11 protein-coding genes are annotated in these 17,128 nt (G+C 52.5%); 7 read left to right on the top strand and 4 right to left on the bottom strand.

Going from position 1 to position 17,128, the window contains the following annotated elements; all coding sequences use genetic code 11:
• The first annotated feature begins 58 nt into the window (after nucleotides 1-58).
• From PBA01S_RS13330 to pulA, 3 genes are all read left to right on the top strand, one after another.
• Nucleotides 59-928 carry a carbohydrate ABC transporter permease gene (locus PBA01S_RS13330; RefSeq protein ID WP_016313730.1) on the top strand — a complete coding sequence of 290 codons (870 nt, stop codon included), beginning with the start codon at nucleotides 59-61 and terminating at the stop codon, nucleotides 926-928.
• Nucleotides 929-940: 12 nt separating this feature from the next.
• A complete protein-coding gene (locus PBA01S_RS13325; RefSeq protein WP_127576161.1) occupies nucleotides 941-1,765 on the top strand; it encodes a carbohydrate ABC transporter permease in 825 nt (274 codons plus the stop codon).
• 347 nt (nucleotides 1,766-2,112) lie between these two features.
• Nucleotides 2,113-4,137 carry a type I pullulanase gene (gene pulA / locus PBA01S_RS13320; protein ID WP_127576160.1) on the top strand — a complete coding sequence of 675 codons (2,025 nt, stop codon included), beginning with the start codon at nucleotides 2,113-2,115 and terminating at the stop codon, nucleotides 4,135-4,137.
• 315 nt (nucleotides 4,138-4,452) lie between these two features.
• Here pulA and PBA01S_RS13315 read toward each other — a convergent pair whose 3' ends face one another.
• The 4 genes from PBA01S_RS13315 to PBA01S_RS13300 form a co-directional block, all read right to left on the bottom strand.
• Nucleotides 4,453-6,759 (bottom strand): glycoside hydrolase family 65 protein, encoded by a 2,307-nt coding sequence (locus PBA01S_RS13315; protein ID WP_127576159.1) that lies wholly within the window; start codon nucleotides 6,757-6,759, stop codon nucleotides 4,453-4,455.
• A 73-nt stretch (nucleotides 6,760-6,832) separates the two neighbouring features.
• Nucleotides 6,833-7,498 (bottom strand): beta-phosphoglucomutase, encoded by a 666-nt coding sequence (pgmB, locus tag PBA01S_RS13310; protein WP_127576158.1) that lies wholly within the window; start codon nucleotides 7,496-7,498, stop codon nucleotides 6,833-6,835.
• Between the two features lie 113 nt (nucleotides 7,499-7,611).
• Nucleotides 7,612-8,649, bottom strand: a complete 1,038-nt coding sequence (locus PBA01S_RS13305) for a LacI family DNA-binding transcriptional regulator (protein WP_127576157.1) — start codon at nucleotides 8,647-8,649, stop codon at nucleotides 7,612-7,614.
• A 254-nt stretch (nucleotides 8,650-8,903) separates the two neighbouring features.
• Entirely contained in the window at nucleotides 8,904-10,646 is a 1,743-nt protein-coding gene (locus tag PBA01S_RS13300) for an alpha-glycosidase (RefSeq protein ID WP_085279104.1), read from the bottom strand.
• A 597-nt stretch (nucleotides 10,647-11,243) separates the two neighbouring features.
• Here PBA01S_RS13300 and PBA01S_RS13295 point away from each other — a divergent pair.
• The 4 genes from PBA01S_RS13295 to PBA01S_RS13280 all read left to right on the top strand — a co-directional run bounded on the left by PBA01S_RS13295 (nucleotide 11,244) and on the right by PBA01S_RS13280 (nucleotide 17,007).
• Complete coding sequence (locus tag PBA01S_RS13295) at nucleotides 11,244-12,569, top strand: sugar ABC transporter substrate-binding protein (protein ID WP_016313723.1); 1,326 nt, start codon at nucleotides 11,244-11,246, stop codon at nucleotides 12,567-12,569.
• Nucleotides 12,570-12,666: 97 nt separating this feature from the next.
• Nucleotides 12,667-13,971 (top strand): carbohydrate ABC transporter permease, encoded by a 1,305-nt coding sequence (locus PBA01S_RS13290; RefSeq protein ID WP_016313722.1) that lies wholly within the window; start codon nucleotides 12,667-12,669, stop codon nucleotides 13,969-13,971.
• Nucleotides 13,968-14,813 carry a sugar ABC transporter permease gene (locus PBA01S_RS13285; RefSeq protein ID WP_016313721.1) on the top strand — a complete coding sequence of 282 codons (846 nt, stop codon included), beginning with the start codon at nucleotides 13,968-13,970 and terminating at the stop codon, nucleotides 14,811-14,813. Before PBA01S_RS13290 ends, PBA01S_RS13285 begins: the two co-directional genes overlap by 4 nt.
• Nucleotides 14,814-14,931: 118 nt before the next feature.
• Nucleotides 14,932-17,007 carry a methyl-accepting chemotaxis protein gene (locus PBA01S_RS13280; protein WP_127576156.1) on the top strand — a complete coding sequence of 692 codons (2,076 nt, stop codon included), beginning with the start codon at nucleotides 14,932-14,934 and terminating at the stop codon, nucleotides 17,005-17,007.
• The last annotated feature ends 121 nt before the right edge of the window (nucleotides 17,008-17,128 follow it).

Here is a 17,128-nt window from a genome sequence, read left to right as displayed (position 1 = left end):
TTCAGGAGAGCGTTTTCCGTAAGGGAGGCGCTCCCTTTTACGAAGGAGTCAACATGACATGCGCAAAAAAAACGGAGCAGCTGGTTACTTGTTCTTTTTGCCCGGATTTTTATTTTTTGCCTTATTTATTCTCTACCCGTTGATCCGGAATTTGATCTACAGCTTTTATGATTTTCGGCTCACGAACATTAATCAACTTAAATTTGTTGGATTAGATAATTATAAGCATGTGTTCGGGGACGAAGTGTTCTGGATTTCGATACGAAATATCTTTATCTACGGAATCATTTCTGTACCCGGCCAAATGATTTTGGGCTTTCTGGTCGCCTATGCACTGTACCAGAACCGTCCCGGAACCAAGACGTTTCGAGTGCTGTACTTCTTGCCGGTGATTACGTCTTGGGTCGTTGCCTCGTTAATCTTTAAGTATGTTTTTGCCGATCAGGGCTTTTTGAATTACGCCATTACGGATATTCTTCATCTGTCGGATCGGACGATCAGTTGGTTAAGTGAACCGGGCAAAGCCTTGATCGTGCTTGGAATCCTTGGGATCTGGAAAGGGGTCGGCTGGGCGATGGTGATCTACATGGCCGCGCTGCAAGGGGTACCCAAAGATCAATATGAAGCGGCTTCTTTAGACGGTTGCAATGCGTGGAACCAAATCCGCTATATCACGCTGCCGTCGATTCGAAGCACGACATTTTTTATCCAAATGATGTTAATTATCGGTGCGTTTAATGTATTTACTTCTGTGTATCTCATCACCAACGGCGGACCGTTGCATCAGACTGAAGTGATGTTAACGAGAATGTATCAGAAGGCGTTCTCCGAGTATGATCTGGGTTACGCTTCCGCGTTATCCTATGTCTTTGCAGTGATCATTGCTGGATTAACGGCTGTGCAGTTCCGTCTGAACAAACAGGAATAGGGGGCGAACCATATGCGCTCGCTGAAAACATTTTGCATCTACGCCCTGCTTGTCGCAGGCGGAGTGATATCGATTTACCCTTTAGTGTATATGCTGCTAACTGCTCTCAAACCTATGACGCTGTTGTTTGAGTTTCCGCCTCGCTTTTTGCCTTCGGAAATGACCTTATCCAATTTCAGAGAGGCGTGGGGAAGTCAAAATTTCGCGTTATATTTGTTGAATAGCCTGCTGGTGACTTTGGCCAGCTTTGCGCTTATTTTTCTGCTGTCTTCTATGTTAGCTTTTGCTTACTCGCGGTTTGACTTTAAGGGAAAAAGCCTCAGCTTTGCGATTATTATGGGAGGCTTGGTGATCCCTAGTTTGACGTTGCTGATTCCCCAGTTCGTCCTGATTCGTCAACTGGGTTTATTTGATTCAAGGTGGGGGCTAATCGTTGTTTACGCTGCAGGGTCCATTCCGTTTACCACGTTCTTGCTTAAAGGCTTTTTCGATTCCATCACTCGGGATATCGATGAATCGGTGGAGATGGAAGGGGGCGGCGCCTGGACGTTATTTGCTTCCATCATTTTGCCTCTCTCCAAGCCGGCGTTTGTTCCAGCCACGATCTTTAACGCGCTGACGGTGTGGGAAGAGTTCCCCTGGGCGCTGACTATCATTAATGATCCGCTGAAGCGGACGTTGCCGATTGCCCTGGCCAATTTCCAAGGGCAGTATACGACGCAATGGGGGATCGTGTTCGCTGGTTCACTGATCGCCGTGATCCCGATTATCTTGCTGTTCTTGCTGCTGCAGCGCTACTTTATCGCTGGCATTACAGCCGGTGCGGTGAAAGGGTAAAACAAGCGAAAAAGCATGAATTCAGCCTTTTGTGCAAACGATTGACCAAACTTTTGAGCCGATGATATAATCCAGCACATAGCGCCCGTTGTCTATGAATATTTGAAACCGCCTGTGGGGGATGATGATTACATGTTCCTGACACAGCTTGTGGAACGTTTCGGGGAAAAGTAGCCATATGATGAATGAGCATACCCCAGAGGGCGAGGGATTCAGCGGCATGGACAACAGGTTTTTACGGGGATTTGTCTGCATCGGGCTTAGCTTCTTAACTGTGTGCGGGCGAAATTCTTCGGACTTCAAATGAAACACGTGCTGCTGAATTTAACGGGATTGGAGTGAGGATGTTGTCGGTACAAAAAGAGTTTCACGGTACCATCGATTACGGAGATGTGACGGTCACCGGGGGAATCTCGGTGTTTGATGCGAAGTTTGATGAGATGTATGTATACGATGGTGATGATTTAGGTGCAGTGTATGCCCCGGAAGAAACTCGTTTTCGTCTGTGGGCCCCCACCGCTTCCGAAGCCTTCGTCGTTCTGTACGAAACGGAGGACGGAATGCCGGTGAAGGAGCTGCCCATGAAGCGGGATGTGCAAGGAACGTGGACCCTGACGGTAGCGGAAGATTGCGGGGGATTATTCTATACGTACCGTGTGAAGGTGGGGGAGCAGTGGAACGAGGCCGTTGACCCTTACGCGAAAGCGGTGGGGGTGAACGGGACAAAGACGGCGATCCTGGACCTGCGCAGCACCAATCCAGAAGGATGGGAGAACGATCAGAAGCCGCCGCTGGCTTCACCGACGGATGCGGTGATCTATGAGCTGCATGTTCGAGACCTGTCGATTCACCCGCAAAGCGGCATCCGTGAAAAAGGCAAGTTCCTCGGCTTGACCGAGGAAGGCACTCGGGGCCCAAATGGCATTCCGACGGGACTCGACCATATTACTGGACTTGGCGTCACGCATGTGCAGCTGCTGCCGATCTATGATTACTCGCAGGAGAGTGTGGATGAGAGCCGTCTGGATGAACCCCATTACAATTGGGGATACGATCCTCAGAATTATAACGTACCGGAGGGCTCCTACTCGACGGACCCCCACAATCCGGCTGCCCGGATCCTTGAGCTGAAACATCTCATCCAAAAGCTGCACGCCCGCGGACTACGCGTGATTATGGATGTGGTGTACAACCATGTATATGATGGATATCTGATTCATTTCACGAAGCTTGTGCCGGGTTATTACTTACGGTACAAGGCGGATCGGACGTTCTCCGACGGAACATTTTGCGGGAACGAGTGCGCCTCCGAACGGCCGATGATGCGAAAATATATTATCGAGTCGATCCTGCACTGGGTGCGGGAGTATCATATCGATGGGTTCCGTTTTGATTTGATGGGAATGATCGACATCGAAACGATGAATGAAATCCGTCGGCGGTTAGACGAAATCGACCCCACGATTCTGACAATCGGGGAAGGCTGGATGATGGAGACAGTGCTCCCCAAGGAGCTTCGGGCCAACCAGGACAACGCCGAGAAGCTGCCGGGCATCGGCATGTTTAACGACGGGATGAGGGATGCGGTGAAAGGGGATATTTTTATCTTTGACCGCAAAGGCTTCATCAGTGGCGGTGACGGCTTCGAGGACGGCGTGAAGCGCGGCGTAGCCGGGGGAATTAACTATGGGGGGCAGCTCAGACAGTTCGCGGTCGAGCCGGTTCAATCGGTGAACTACGTGGAGTGCCATGATAATCATACGTTATGGGACAAAATCGAGCTGTCTACGCCGGGCGCTTCGGACGAAGAACGCCGGGCGATGCACCGGCTCGCCTCCGCGATCGTGCTGACGAGCCAGGGCATCCCGTTCCTCCACGCCGGTCAGGAATTTATGCGTACGAAGGGCGGCGTGGAGAACAGCTATAAATCGCCCATCGAGGTCAACTGGCTCGATTGGGAGCGCTGCGCTGCGCATCAGGACGACGTGTCCTATATGCGCAGCCTGATCGCCTTGCGCAAAGCGCATCCCGCGTTCCGCCTGAAGACGGCGGACGAGATTCGCGCGCATTTGCGCTTTGAGGCAGCGCCGCCGCACGCCGTGGCGTTCACGCTGCGCGACCACGCCGGTGGCGATCCCGACCGCCACCTGTACGTGCTCTACAACGCGAACCCGGGCGCGTTGTCGCTGGAGCTGCCCGCCCTCGGACCGTGGGAGGTCCGGTTTGGCGGCGAGCACGTGCTCGCGCTGGAAGCGGGCGCGAGCGGTGAAGCTGCAGCGGCGTCGCCCGCTGCAGCAGGGGGGCCTCCAGCCGGCGGAGCACGGCTGGAGGTGCGCGGGGTCGGCGTCGTCGTCCTCGCCGTCCCGCGGTAATCGCGCAAGGGCGAGGGGCACGAGCCCCGTTGCCCTTGGCATTGCGCCGGCGGCCGGCTGAGCCTTGCCCGCCGGCGATGGCGGCGTACGCGGAAATAAGCCTCATATTTCCCTTATTTCCGCGTACACGCCCCATTTGAACAAAATAGCGGTAGTTTATGGCCTTAATTCTCCGCAGGAGCCCCCGCAATGGGGCGTTTTGCTCCTGCCGGATTGAAATAAGGCCTTTTTTGTACCGCGATTTGTTCAAATGAAGCCAAAAAAAAACCACCCCCAAACCAATGGGGGTGGTTGCATCAAGCTCAGCGCCGCAGGTTACTGGCGCTTCGCTTGCACTTGGCTGTTCGCATCAACCGTGTAGCTTTGGTCGTAGATGCGGATCGCTGCTGGCGTATCGGATTCGTTCGTGACGATGATGCTGTCGGCAGTGGCGTTGACTTTCAGCCGAGCGCCGCGGAACATCACCTTAAACGAGAACGAGGTCCAGTGCGACGGGATGAACGGATGCAGCACCAGCTCGCCTTCGTGAACGCGCAAGCCGCCGAAGCCTTGCACGATCGCCATCCAGGTGCCGGCCATACTGGTGATATGGCAGCCGTCTTCGGTGTCGTTATTGTAGTTGTCGAGGTCCAGGCGCGCGGTGCGCAGGTACATCTCGTAGGCTTTCTCCTGGTATCCCAGCTCGCAGGCAAGAATCGCATGCACGCAAGGGGAGAGGGAGGACTCGTGAACGGTCATCGGCTCGTAGAAGTCGAAGTTGCGTTTTTTCGTATCCAGGTCGTACCGGTCGCTCAAGAAATACAAGCCTTGCAACACATCGGCTTGCTTAATGAAGCACGAGCGCAAAATCCGGTCCCAAGACCAGTTCTGGTTCAGCGGCAGATGCTTCGGATCCAGATCCTTCACTTGAATCAGTTCTTTATCCAGGAAGCCGTCCTGCTGCAGGAACACGCCGCGCTCCTCATCGTACGGATAATACATATTGTCGATGATGTGCTGCCATTGCTTCGTTTCCGCTTCTTGAAGCCCCAGCTTCTCCACAAGCGCCGCATAGTGCGCAGCATCTTGGGCTTTGAGCTCTTCCAGCACTTCCAGCGTGTATTCGAGCGTCCAGGCAGCGATCCGGTTCGTGTACCAGTTGTTGTTGACGTTGTTCTCGTATTCGTTCGGGCCGGTGACGCCAAGCATCACGTATTTACCCTTCACTTGCGAGAAGTTCACGCGTTCTTCCCAGAAGCGGGAGATTTCAACGAGGACTTCCAGGCCGTATTCGCCCAGATAGGCTTTATCTCCTGTATAGTTAACGTAGTTATAAATCGCATATGCGATCGCCCCGTTCCGATGGAGCTCCTCAAATGTGATTTCCCATTCGTTGTGGCATTCCTCGCCGTTCATCGTTACCATCGGGTAGAGCGCGCCTTTTGTGAAACCAAGCTTTTGGGCGTTCTCTTTGGCTTTTTCCAAATGCTTATAGCGGTAAATCAGCAGGTTGCGGGCGATATCGGACTCCGCTGTGCTGAGGTAGAATGGCAAGCAATAAGCTTCCGTATCCCAATAGGTGCTGCCGCCGTATTTTTCACCGGTGAAGCCCTTAGGCCCGATGTTCAGTCGGTCGTCCTCGCCGCTGTAGGTTTGGTTTAATTGAAAAATATTAAAACGAATCGCTTGCTGCGCCGCCACGTCACCTTCGATGATGATGTCGCTCATTTCCCATTTCTTCGCCCAAGCTTCTGCTTGCTCTTTCTTCAGCGTATCGAAGCCGGCCTCTTTCGCGGAGTGCAGGGCGGCCGTGCCCACTTTCACCAACTCGCCAAGCCCATGATCGCGGGAGGTCACATTCGCAACATATTTGTACAACGTTACCGTCTCACCGGAGACCGCTGCCACGGCCACTTCGGCGGAGACAAACTTCTCTTGCTCGTGGAACGCAGGGGTGAGCTCCAGGCTTTTCCCACCTTGCTCCACATCAAATGCCATCACCGAGGTGACGTGGAAGTCGAGCTTTTTCGTCTTTACGGTTAAGTAGGAGACGTCGGTACCGGCGGATTTTTCCACCTCAAGCCAGAATTTCTCATCATAGTTGGAATCCTTATTCATGACGTCGCCGTCGAGATAAGGCGCGAAGCGCAGTTCCCCGTTGAAGTTGAGCGGCGTTACCGCGTAACGGATGGCGCCGATCTCATGACGTACGATGCTGACGAATCGCAGTGCTTCCACAGCCAGTTCCTTGCCGTCCTTCATCACGGCGGTAAAGCGGCGGTAGAGGTAACCTTCCTTCATGTTCAACTCTCGAACGAAATCCTTCACCTGACATTCGGCCAAATCCAGCGCGACGCCGTCTACAAATACGTTAATACCAATCCAGTTAGTGCTGTTCAGCACTTTGGCAAAATATTCGGGATAACCGTTCTTCCACCAGCCCACCCGGGTTTTGTCCGGATAATACACGCCAGCCATGTAGCTGCCTTGCAGAGAAGGTCCACTGTACTGCTCCTCGAAATTCGCACGTTGACCCATATAACCGTTGCCGATACTGAAGATACTTTCCGAAATTTCATGATTCGCCGGATCAAACGATTCTTCCAGAATGGACCAGGGATCCACTTTCAAATACTGTTTCACATTAACCGCTCCTTTAGTCATTTCAAATAGATTAGTCTGTAAAAAAAGAACGAGAGGTATTCACACTTGGGGCTTATTCCGCGCTCGCGGCGATTTGCTGCAGCAGGGTGATCGAAACATCGCCCAGCGAGGAGACAACCCGATCCGCTTGCCCCAGCGTATCGGGCGAACCGATGCCGATGCAGCGCATGCCTGCGCGCCGGGCTGCTTCGATGCCGGCCTCTGCATCCTCGAACACGACGCAGGCTTCAGGGGCCACGCCGAGCTCCTGAGCGCCAAGCAGGAAAACTTCCGGATCGGGCTTGGCGCTGGAGGTGCGAGTGCCGTCGATGATCGCGTCAAAGTACGGGGTAAGCCCGGTATTCCGCAAAATGATCGGGGCGTTCTTGCTCGCTGATCCTAGCGCGGTCTTCAATCCGTTTTCCCGGCACTGCTGCAAGAACTCCAGCGCTCCCGGCAGAATTTCCGACGCGTCCATTTGGGAGATGTACTCGACATACCAGTTATTTTTGCGTTCAGCCAGCTCCTGCTTGACGCTGTCTTCCAGTTGAAGGCCGCCCACGCTAAGCAAGATGTCGAGCGAGGCCTTGCGGCTGACGCCTTTCAGCTTCTCATTGTCCTGTTCGGTAAATTCGAAGCCGAGCTCGGCGGCCAGCCGTTTCCAGGCGAGATAGTGGTATTTCGCGGTATCCACGAGCACGCCGTCGAGATCAAATAAACAAGCTTGAATGGGATTCATAACGAACCTCCTCTATGGTGGATTTAGCGCAAACGTTTGAACAAAGCGTGAAAAATAAAGGAAGCGTGAGCTTCCGTTTATTTTTTCTCCAATGTCTAATGCAACCTGTTGCCTCAAGGCTTCTTGGGAACCGAATACATGGACGACTCACGAACCATCAGCCGATGCGGAATAATTTGCCGTTTCGGATACACCTTGTCGCCGTTGTTCTGAACCGCTTGGATCAGCACTTGCGAAGCCGTATAGCCCAGATTGTAAATGCCGATATCCATGCTGCTCAGCGGCGGCGTTGAAAGCTCGGACAACGGAATATTGTTGAAGCTGACCAGGCATAAGTCTTCAGGTACCTTGTACTTCAGCTCATGCAGGCCGCGAAGCACGCCAAACGCTACGACGTCATCGATCATGACCAGGGCCGTCGGACGGTCCGGTAGATTCATGAAGAACGACATAGCCCGATAGCCGCTGTCCTGCAAAAACTCACCTTCGACAATCCATTCGGGCCGACTCTCCAAGCCTGCATCTCGAAGCGCATCCTGATAGCCCTTCAATCGGTCCTTGGAAACGACGAGCTCCGGTGGTCCGCTGACGAACCCGATCCGTTCGTGGCCTAACGCGATCAAATGCTTCGTGGCGTCGTACGACGCCTGGATATTATCGTTATCCACCGTCAGAATATCAGGATATTCTTCGCTGCGCCCAATGAGTACAAACGGATGACCCCCTTGATGGAGGAACTCGATCACCGGATCGTTCTGCCGGGAATACAGCAAGATGACCCCGTCCACCCGGCGGCCGTTCAGCAGTCTGGATACACTTTCGACTTCCTCTTTCTCATTGGCTCCGGAGCTGATCAGCACGTCGTAGCCCAAGCGGCTGGCTTGGGTGACAATGCCGCGAATCAGTTCCATGAAGAAGAAGTTAGAGAACAACTCCTCGGCGGACTTTGGCAGCAGGATACAAATGCTATTTGTCGTTTTGGAGACCAAACTCTTGGCCATAATGTTAGGGTGATAGCCAAGCTGGTCCATAATGAGCTTTACTTTACGCGAGGTCTCCTCGCTGATTCTAGGATGATTGGACAGCACCCGGGACACGGTAGAGGGCGATACGCCGGCCTTTTTGGCAACATCCTTAATGGTGACAGCCATAAAAAACCTCCTCTGTGGAACCGTTTGCTTTACACTGTAATATTAATCTAAAGAATTCTGAAAGTAAATAGAGAATCTAGGGATAACCCCTTATAGCACCGCAGGATTTACCTGTTGTTCTCTTCGAAAATGGGCGTCAAATGCAGGGATTTCATGTGATTTTTGCGCAAACGTTTTACCTGCAAAAAAGAATGCAGCCGGCCCATTCTCTCCTCGAATTCGGGCCGACTGCAGGGTTAAAAAGCTGTTGATCATTAGGCTTGCGTTAAAACGGCATAACCGTATGCTGGAAGCTTAACGGCAAGTTTGCCGTCTGTGGTGTTGTAGGTTTGACCGCTGAAGGCATCGCGCCACGTGTTCCCATCCGCAGGGATCGTAAAGGTCTGCCCGGCATCGTAGTTGTTCAGCAGGACAAGCACTTTCTCCCCGTTCAGTACGCGTTCATAAGCAAGCTTCGAGCCGCCTTTCTCGGCGAGCAGGAATTTCAGGCTGCCGGTGCGCAGTGGAGCCAGCTGCTTGCGAACCTTGATCAGCTTCTGATAAAACGCGAACAAGTCATGATCTTGGTGCTTCGGATCCCATTCCATACATTTGCGGCAATCCGGATCCGGTCCGCCGTCGAGGCCGACTTCGTCGCCATAGTAAATACAAGGCGTTCCACTGTACGTAAATTGGAACAGGGCGGCCAGCTTCATTTTAGCTTTGTTGCCATCGCATAGTGTAAGCAGGCGCGGTGTGTCATGGCTGTCCAGCAGATTAAACGCCACTTCACTTGCTTGGAGCGGATAACGGGACAGCTGCTTACCAATCGCATTGGCGAAGCCCTCGGCATCCAATGTGCCGCGTACGACAAAGTCCAGCACGGCTTCGGTAAACGGATAGTTCATCACGGCATCAAATTGGTCCCCTTGCAGCCAGGCGGAGGACTCATGCCAAATCTCACCCAAGATGTAGGCGTCCGGGTTGGCCGCTTTTACCACTTTACGGAAATCACGCCAGAAGGCATGATCCACTTCGTTGGCGACGTCCAGCCGCCAGCCGTCGATGCCCACTTCCTTAATCCAGAACTCCGCAACTTTCAACAAGTATTCTTTAACTTCCGGATTCTCCGTATTCAGCTTAGGCATCAGCGGCTCGAAAGCAAATGTATCGTAACTTGGCACGCCGTCCTTCACTTGCAGCGGATACTCGCGCACATGGAACCAATCTTTGTAGCGGGATTTTTCACCTTTCTCCATCACGTCAACGAAAGGAGCGAAGGTTTTGCCGGAGTGGTTAAATACCGCGTCGAACAGTACCTTGATTCCGCGCTCATGGCAGGCTTGAACCAGCTTCTTGACCGTGGCAATGTCGCCGAAATGCGGGTCGATCTTCATATAGTCCGCGGTATCGTATTTATGGTTTGTCGTCGCTTCAAACAACGGAGTAAAATAGATCCCGGTAATGCCAAGCTCGCTTAAATGATCGAGATGATCGATGACGCCTTGTAAATCCCCGCCAAAAAAGTTGTCGCGCTCCGGTTTGCCGCCCCAAGGCAGAACGCCTTTTGGATCGTTGCTTGGATCGCCATTGGCGAAGCGTTCGGGGAAAATTTGATAGAAGATGGCGTCTTTCACCCAGGCCGGCGGCGTAAAGACATCAACTGGATTAATGAACGGGAATTCGAACAGCCGTTCAGGACCGGAAGGACGCTCTTTCGTAAACTCACTTTCTGTCATCCAGATTTGCTCGTCGCCGGACTTTAGCAGAAAGCCGTATCTCGTTCGGCGCAGCGGCGGTTGGTAGGTACACTCCCAATAATCGAACATTTCGTCGCTGATCATCAGGGTCATCGGAATCAGTTCTTTGCTTTGATCCCACATGTATTTGTCCCCCACAAAGGCGTAGACCTCGGTGAGATCGTTCTTCTTCGCGCGCAAGCGCAGATGAAGCGTTTTGTGGTCGTAAGCATAAGTCCAGTTCAGCTTAGGGCGATGATAGACCGCTTCAAGTAACATGATGAATCCCTCCTAGTGGATTGTGGACAGCTTTGTCCGCCAGGCCCCCGTATCCACTTGCTTTGGAAGCAAAAAAAGCACATCCAAGCCGAAGAAACGGGCCGAGGATGTACCTTTCGATAACAGTGCCTTCAAATTGTGTAACCGAACGGCAAAGCTAGTATTGCTCTCATTGATCCGGATTATAACACTGTTCAAACCATTGCACAAGATGATTAAGAAGTCATGTTTCTGTAAAGCTGATGATTGAGGATAAACTTAGCGGCGACATAGGAGAGTGTCCCGAAAATCACGAAAATTTTGCGCAAATATGCAACGTTTCCTTGTCTCAAAATAAAGTTGCGCAATTACAAAAAATGCGAATTTCGAAGCAAACAAAAGAAAAACGGAGAAAGTAGATGATTAACCCGTGTTCACCCTTTGTGCAAACGTTTTTACAACTCTCAGAGCATGATGTATCATGGGGGCGTGGATAAAGCGCTTTCGGGCGGGAAATACTAAACTATCCCGGGAAGATGCTGCGGAGGAGTCATAGTTTCAGGTATTTTCTGAAAACGTTTGCGCGTCACGTCTTTAAAATTAGGAGGGGTTATAGTCATGAAGTTCAAAAAGGCATTGACCTTGATCGCAGCGCTGTCCTTGGTTGTTTCGATCACTGCTTGCGGATCGGGCAACAATAACGGCGGCAACAACGGAAGTGCGAATGCTCCGGCGAATCAGACGGAAAATACGGGGAATACCGGTGCTGGGGAGAACGCTTCCGCTGATGTGATTGTTCCGGAAGAGGGCGCTGAGCTCCTCATTTGGGAAAGTAAAGAAGAGAAAGTATTCACTGAAGAAATGGCCAAACAATTCACTGAAAAATACGGCGTACCTGTAAAAATTGAAGAAGTATCGCCAACCGACCAAATCGGGAAGTTGACGCAAGACGGACCGTCCGGTCTGGCAGCCGACGTGCTGATCGTCCCTCATGACCACTTGGGGAACGCAGCGACTTCCGGCTTGATTCTGCCAAACGATGCCTTCGCCGAAGAAACGACGAAGAGCAACACGGAAGCTGCTATCCAAGGTGCCACCTATGACGGCGTTCTGTACGGTTATCCAAGAGCAGCTGAGACGATGGCTTTGTTCTACAATAAATCGCTCATTCCAGAAGCACCTAAAGACTTTAAAGACGTTCTGGAATTCAGCAAAACATTTACCGACAAATCCAAAAACAAATACGGCATCATGTGGGAAGTCGGCAACATGTACTTCAACTATCCGTTTATCGCGAGCACCGGCGGTTACCTGTTCGGCGATAACGGCACAAACCCAGACGATATTGGTTTGGCTAACGATGGCGCAATCGAAAGCTTGAAAGTGTTCCAAAGCTTGAAGGAAGCTCTGCCGATCAACAGCGGCGACATCAACCCGGACATCAAACGCAGCTTGTTTAACGAAGGCGACGTGGCAATGGACATCAACGGTCCTTGGGAATTGGCAGGATACAAAGCCGCTCTCGGCGACAACCTGGGTCTTGCTCTATATCCTTCCATCAACGGCAAAACAGCGATCACCTTCTCCGGTATTAAAATTTGGGTCGTAAACTCCTTTACGAAATACCCGAATGCAGCTAAACTGTTCGCTCATTTCGCTTCCACGAAAGATGCTCAGTTGCTGCTGAATGAAAAAGTCGGCGCCGTACCGACGAACCTGGAAGCGCTGGAAACCGATCAAATCAAAAACGATCCTTTCGTTTCCGTCTTTGCTGAGCAAGCGAAGAACTCCCAGCCGATGCCTTCCATTCCGGAAATGGCTAATGCTTGGGCTCCTGTTAACGCTGCGCTTCCGGAAATCTGGAATAACAATGCAGATCCAAAAGCCGCGATGGAAAATGCCGTGACACAAATTCGGGATTTGAACCAAGGGGCAACAGAGTAAGGCAGAACGAACTGTCACCCAGTGAGGGAAGGTTGAGCCCGCCGCTGATAGCGGCGGGTCATCCTTAATTTCCCAAGGGAGAGGAGAAGGAAGGGAAATGGACCGACACCAACATCGGGATCGGGCGACGCTTTTGTCGATACTGTGCATGGGCCTGGGACAACTCTACAACCGACAATATATCAAAGGGTTGTTGTTCGTCCTTTTTGAAGCATTTAGCGTGATCTATTTGATCCGGAACTTAGGGTTTGCGCTCTGGGGAATCGTTACGCTTGGCGAAACGCCAAGAACCGGAGCCAATATGAACGGCAACTGGGATCACTCGATCTTCATCATGATCCAAAGCTTGATTACGCTGCTGTTTGTGGCGGTTTTTGTCATCGTATATATTATGAACGTTCGCGATGCCCGCAACATTGGGCTGGAACGGGACAAAGGCAAGACGCCCAATAACTTTAAACAAACGATACGTTATGTACTGGATTACAAGTTTGCTGTTGCATTTTTGAGTATTCCCGCCCTCGGGATTTTATTTTTCACCGTAATGCCGATTCTGTTCATGATTCTGCTTGCGTTCACCAACTATTCGGCGCCGAAGCACATTCCGCCGGCCATGCTGGTCGATTGGGTTGGCTTCGAGACCTTTAAAAACCTGGTGGCGCTCAAAACCTGGAGCCATACCTTTTACGGCGTATTGACCTGGACGATTATCTGGGCGATTTTGTCCACGGTAACGACTTATTTTGGCGGTATGCTTGTCGCGTTACTGATTAATCAGAAGGGCATTCGTTTCAAAGGGTTATGGAGAACGATCTTAATTCTTCCTTACGCAATTCCGCAGCTGATTTCGCTGCTTGTAATGAGAAATATGTTTAACGGCCAGTTTGGTCCAATCAACCAGTATCTTGGTTATTTCGGACTTGGCGGGTTGCCGTGGTTAACCGACCCGTTCTGGGCGAAAGTGACCGTTATCGTCGTGAATATGTGGGTGGGGATTCCGGTCTCCATGCTGCTGATTCTGGGCGTACTTACGACGATTCCCAAAGATTTGTACGAGGCAGCGGAAGTGGATGGAGCAACCGGGTTCCAGAAATTTAAGATCGTTACGCTGCCGATGATTTTGTTCACGACGGCACCTACGCTGATCACCCAATTTGCCGGCAACATCAACAACTTTAACGCCATCTTCCTATTAACGGGCGGCGATCCGGTGAAGGGCGATTATCAATATGCCGGTGCGACCGACCTCCTGGTGACGTGGCTGTACAAGCTGACGTTGAACCAAAACAAATACAACATGGCCTCTGCGATCGGGATCATCATTTTCATCATTATCGCTTCGTTCTCGATTTACAACTACCGCAGAACCAAGTCGTTTAAAGAGGAGGATATGATCCAATGAGCAGACGGAAAATCCGAAATGCGATTCGTCTGGGCGCCAGCTACATCGTGCTGATCCTGCTGTGTATTGCCGCCGTCTACCCTGTGCTTTGGGTCGTCTTCGGTTCGTTGCGGCCGGGTAAATCGCTTTACAGCAAAACGTTGATTCCGGAGAAGTTTACGTTTGAACATTATCAAGAACTGTTTACATCCCAGACCTATCTGTTTGGCACCTGGTACCTGAATACGCTGAAAATTGCGGTTTGCTCTATGATTCTGGGCGTGCTGCTGACGCTGCTTACGAGCTATGCGCTCTCCCGGTTCCGGTTCCGCGGACGCAAAACGGCGCTTTCCGGTCTGCTCGTGCTGGGGATGTTCCCGGGATTCATGAGTATGATCGCCATCTATCTGCTGCTGCGGGAGATGCAGCTGCTGGATACGCATTTGGCTCTGATCATCGTATATGCAGCTGGTGCCCCGCTCGGCGGCACGTTTATCGCCAAAGGCTTCCTCGATACGATTCCGCGATCGTTGGATGAAGCGGCACGGATCGATGGAGCGAGCAACTTCCTGATCTTCCGGCGCATCATTCTGCCGTTGTCCAAGCCGATGCTGACGTATATGGCGCTAACCCAATTTGTCGGTCCTTGGGTTGACTTCATCTTTGCTCGGCTCGTCCTGCGGACGAAGGAAAACTGGACGCTGGCCGTCGGGATGTGGGATATGGTCAGCAGTAATCAGAACAGTAACTTTACGCTGTTTGCCGCAGGGGCGGTTCTGATCGCACTCCCGATCACGATCTTGTTCATGTTCCTGCAGCGGCTGCTTGTTGACGGCTTAACTTCGGGCGCCAGCAAAGGATAATGCAGCAAGAGATGAGCGACACCTGGGTATAGCCTCAGTTAAGTGGGGTTATACCCTTTTTTTATAATGGGGGCTTAATTGAATCCTATATATACATAAATCAAAAGGGGATGCGGAAATGAAGAAGCTTCGCGGTGGGCGGCACTGGAATTCCGTGGGCCTAAAGATGTTTGTCGTCGTATTTGCAGCAGTCGTCGTGTTGTCCGTCGTGTTAGGGTTCAGCTCTTATCGGGCATCCCGGGAGATTATCCGGGAACAGGTGGCTTCCGCCTCCACTCAGGCGGTGGAACAGGCCGCGGACAAGCTCGACTTCTTGTTCCAACAATATGAAGCTACGTCGCGGCAGTTGGCTGTGGATCAGACGCTAAGGAGCGATCTGGAGACGGTGACCCAGCCGGGGATCGGAACTGTTGTGAAGACCCAAGCCGAGGACCGGATTCGCAAGAAATTGGACGCGTTGAAGAGTGCGGATGAACGCCTCCTGGGAGTGCGTCTCGTTTCGAAGGACCTGGAAGACGTGAAGTCGTACAAGTCTTCAGGAGTCAGCTCGGTGCGTTCGGATGAGGCGGTGGAAAGCCGGATGAGGAAAGTCTTGGATGCGACTGGCGAGCCCGTGTGGTTCCCCGCGTTGCAGAAAGGTTTTTTTAACGCTTATACCGAGCCCACGATCACGATGGCCCGCTTGCTGCGGAATATTAATCACCCGGAGTCGGAGTATATTCTGCTGTTTGAGATTAAGGCGCAGGCACTCGGGGATATTTTAGGCAACCTCCAAATCGGAAAGACCGGACAGGTGCGGGTGCTTACCGCCGATAACCGGATTGTCCATGCGAACGATGTCGCGCTTCTGGAGATGGAATCCGTCATTAAGGTGGATGCGAAGCAGGTGGAATCGGGAGAAAGTTCATTCCAAGCGGCAGACGAGCAAGGAGTACAGCAACTGGTCGTATTCCGACCATTGCAAACGGTCGACTGGCGGATTGTCGGGTATGCTCCAGAGAGCGACTTCTTGAGTGCGACGGACCGGCTGCTTCTCGTCATGTGGGTCGTCCTTATGGGCGCTGTGGTTGTTGCCGCTCTGATCGGCTATTTCCTGGTGCGCATGGTCGGTCGGCCCTTGGAGAAGTTGTGCCGGCTGATGGAGGAAGGTGAACGCGGAAACTTGCAGGTGCGTACCCGCTTTAAAGGAAATGACGAAATCGGTCGGCTGGGACACAGCTTCAATCGGATGCTGGAGCAGATTTCGCAGCTGGTGGAACGGACAAATGGCTCGGCCGTAGAGCTGTTGGCTACGGCGGAGAATTTGACGAAGGCGTCGCGGGATACATCGCAGACCGCCGCTGAGATTGCGCAGGCGACCGGTGAAATTGCCGCCGGAGCTGAGAGCTTGGCCGTGGAGGCGGACAAGGGGACCGAGACAGCGGAACGGATCGGCGATCAAATGAGCCGAGTGGCTCGTCTGAACGCGGCGATGGACGAATCCGCCGGTCGTGTCATCGAGGTCAGCCGCAATGGGGAAGCGCACATGGAGCAGCTGGTGGAGAAGACGGAGGCGGTGTCGCGGATGACGGCGCTGTTGGAGGAGAATTCGGCGAAGCTCAGCCAAAGCACCCAGTCGATCCGCTCGATCCTTGCCCCGATGGTGGAGATGACCAAGCAAACGAACATTTTGTCGTTAAATGCTTCGATTGAAGCGTCTCGTGCCGGGGCAGCCGGCAAAGGGTTTATGGTCATCGCCGGAGAAATTCGTGAGCTGGCAGCCGCTTCAGGGGAATCGATCCAAACTGTATCGGCGATTACCGAGGAAATCCAGGAGGCGATCGGCCAAACGGTGGAGGTGCTGACGGGGATCGCGCCATTATTCGTGGCCCAGACCGAGGCGGTCAAAGAAGCAGCCGGCATCTTCCAGAACGTCAAAGGGGAAATGGAGCAGTTCATAAAGGAAATCCGGAGTTCTTCCGCCTCCGTTCAGGAGCTGCTGCAATCGCAAGCGACCTTGCAGGAATTTGTGGACACGGTCAGTTCGGTGGTGGAGCAAACCAGCGCCTCCACCGAAGAGGTGGCCTCCATGTCTCAAGAGCAACACCGGGTCAGCGCGGAGCTGGTCCATCTGTCGGCTCGTTTGGAGGATCTGGCAGGGCAACTGCAGCGCTCGCTCAGCGCGTTCCAGGGTGAAGGTACGGCGAGTCAATAACACGAGCCAATACCAGTTGGACGTTGGTTGGGCGCGTGGCGCTTGTGCTTCTCATATGGTTGATGTTAGTGATGTTGCTCATGTGGCTGATGGCTGATGTAGCTCATGTTGTTCGTGTCGC

This window comes from Paenibacillus barengoltzii NBRC 101215 (genome assembly GCF_004000745.1).
GTDB lineage: Bacteria > Bacillota > Bacilli > Paenibacillales > Paenibacillaceae > Fontibacillus > Fontibacillus barengoltzii.
The sequence above is the reverse complement of the archived record's forward strand: the minus strand, read 5'-3'. Positions and strand labels throughout refer to the sequence as shown.

Bases quoted from the DNA above. Each gene is read 5' to 3' on its own strand.
- pgmB (WP_127576158.1), bottom strand. From the start codon at position 7,498: ATGAATCCCATTCAAGCTTGTTTATTTGATCTCGACGGCGTGCTCGTG.
- PBA01S_RS13295 (WP_016313723.1), top strand. From the start codon at position 11,244: ATGAAGTTCAAAAAGGCATTGACCTTGATCGCAGCGCTGTCCTTGGTT.
- PBA01S_RS13305 (WP_127576157.1), bottom strand. From the start codon at position 8,649: ATGGCTGTCACCATTAAGGATGTTGCCAAAAAGGCCGGCGTATCGCCC.
- PBA01S_RS13300 (WP_085279104.1), bottom strand. From the start codon at position 10,646: ATGTTACTTGAAGCGGTCTATCATCGCCCTAAGCTGAACTGGACTTAT.
- PBA01S_RS13290 (WP_016313722.1), top strand. From the start codon at position 12,667: ATGGACCGACACCAACATCGGGATCGGGCGACGCTTTTGTCGATACTG.
- PBA01S_RS13280 (WP_127576156.1), top strand. From the start codon at position 14,932: ATGAAGAAGCTTCGCGGTGGGCGGCACTGGAATTCCGTGGGCCTAAAG.
- PBA01S_RS13285 (WP_016313721.1), top strand. From the start codon at position 13,968: ATGAGCAGACGGAAAATCCGAAATGCGATTCGTCTGGGCGCCAGCTAC.
- PBA01S_RS13330 (WP_016313730.1), top strand. From the start codon at position 59: ATGCGCAAAAAAAACGGAGCAGCTGGTTACTTGTTCTTTTTGCCCGGA.
- PBA01S_RS13325 (WP_127576161.1), top strand. From the start codon at position 941: ATGCGCTCGCTGAAAACATTTTGCATCTACGCCCTGCTTGTCGCAGGC.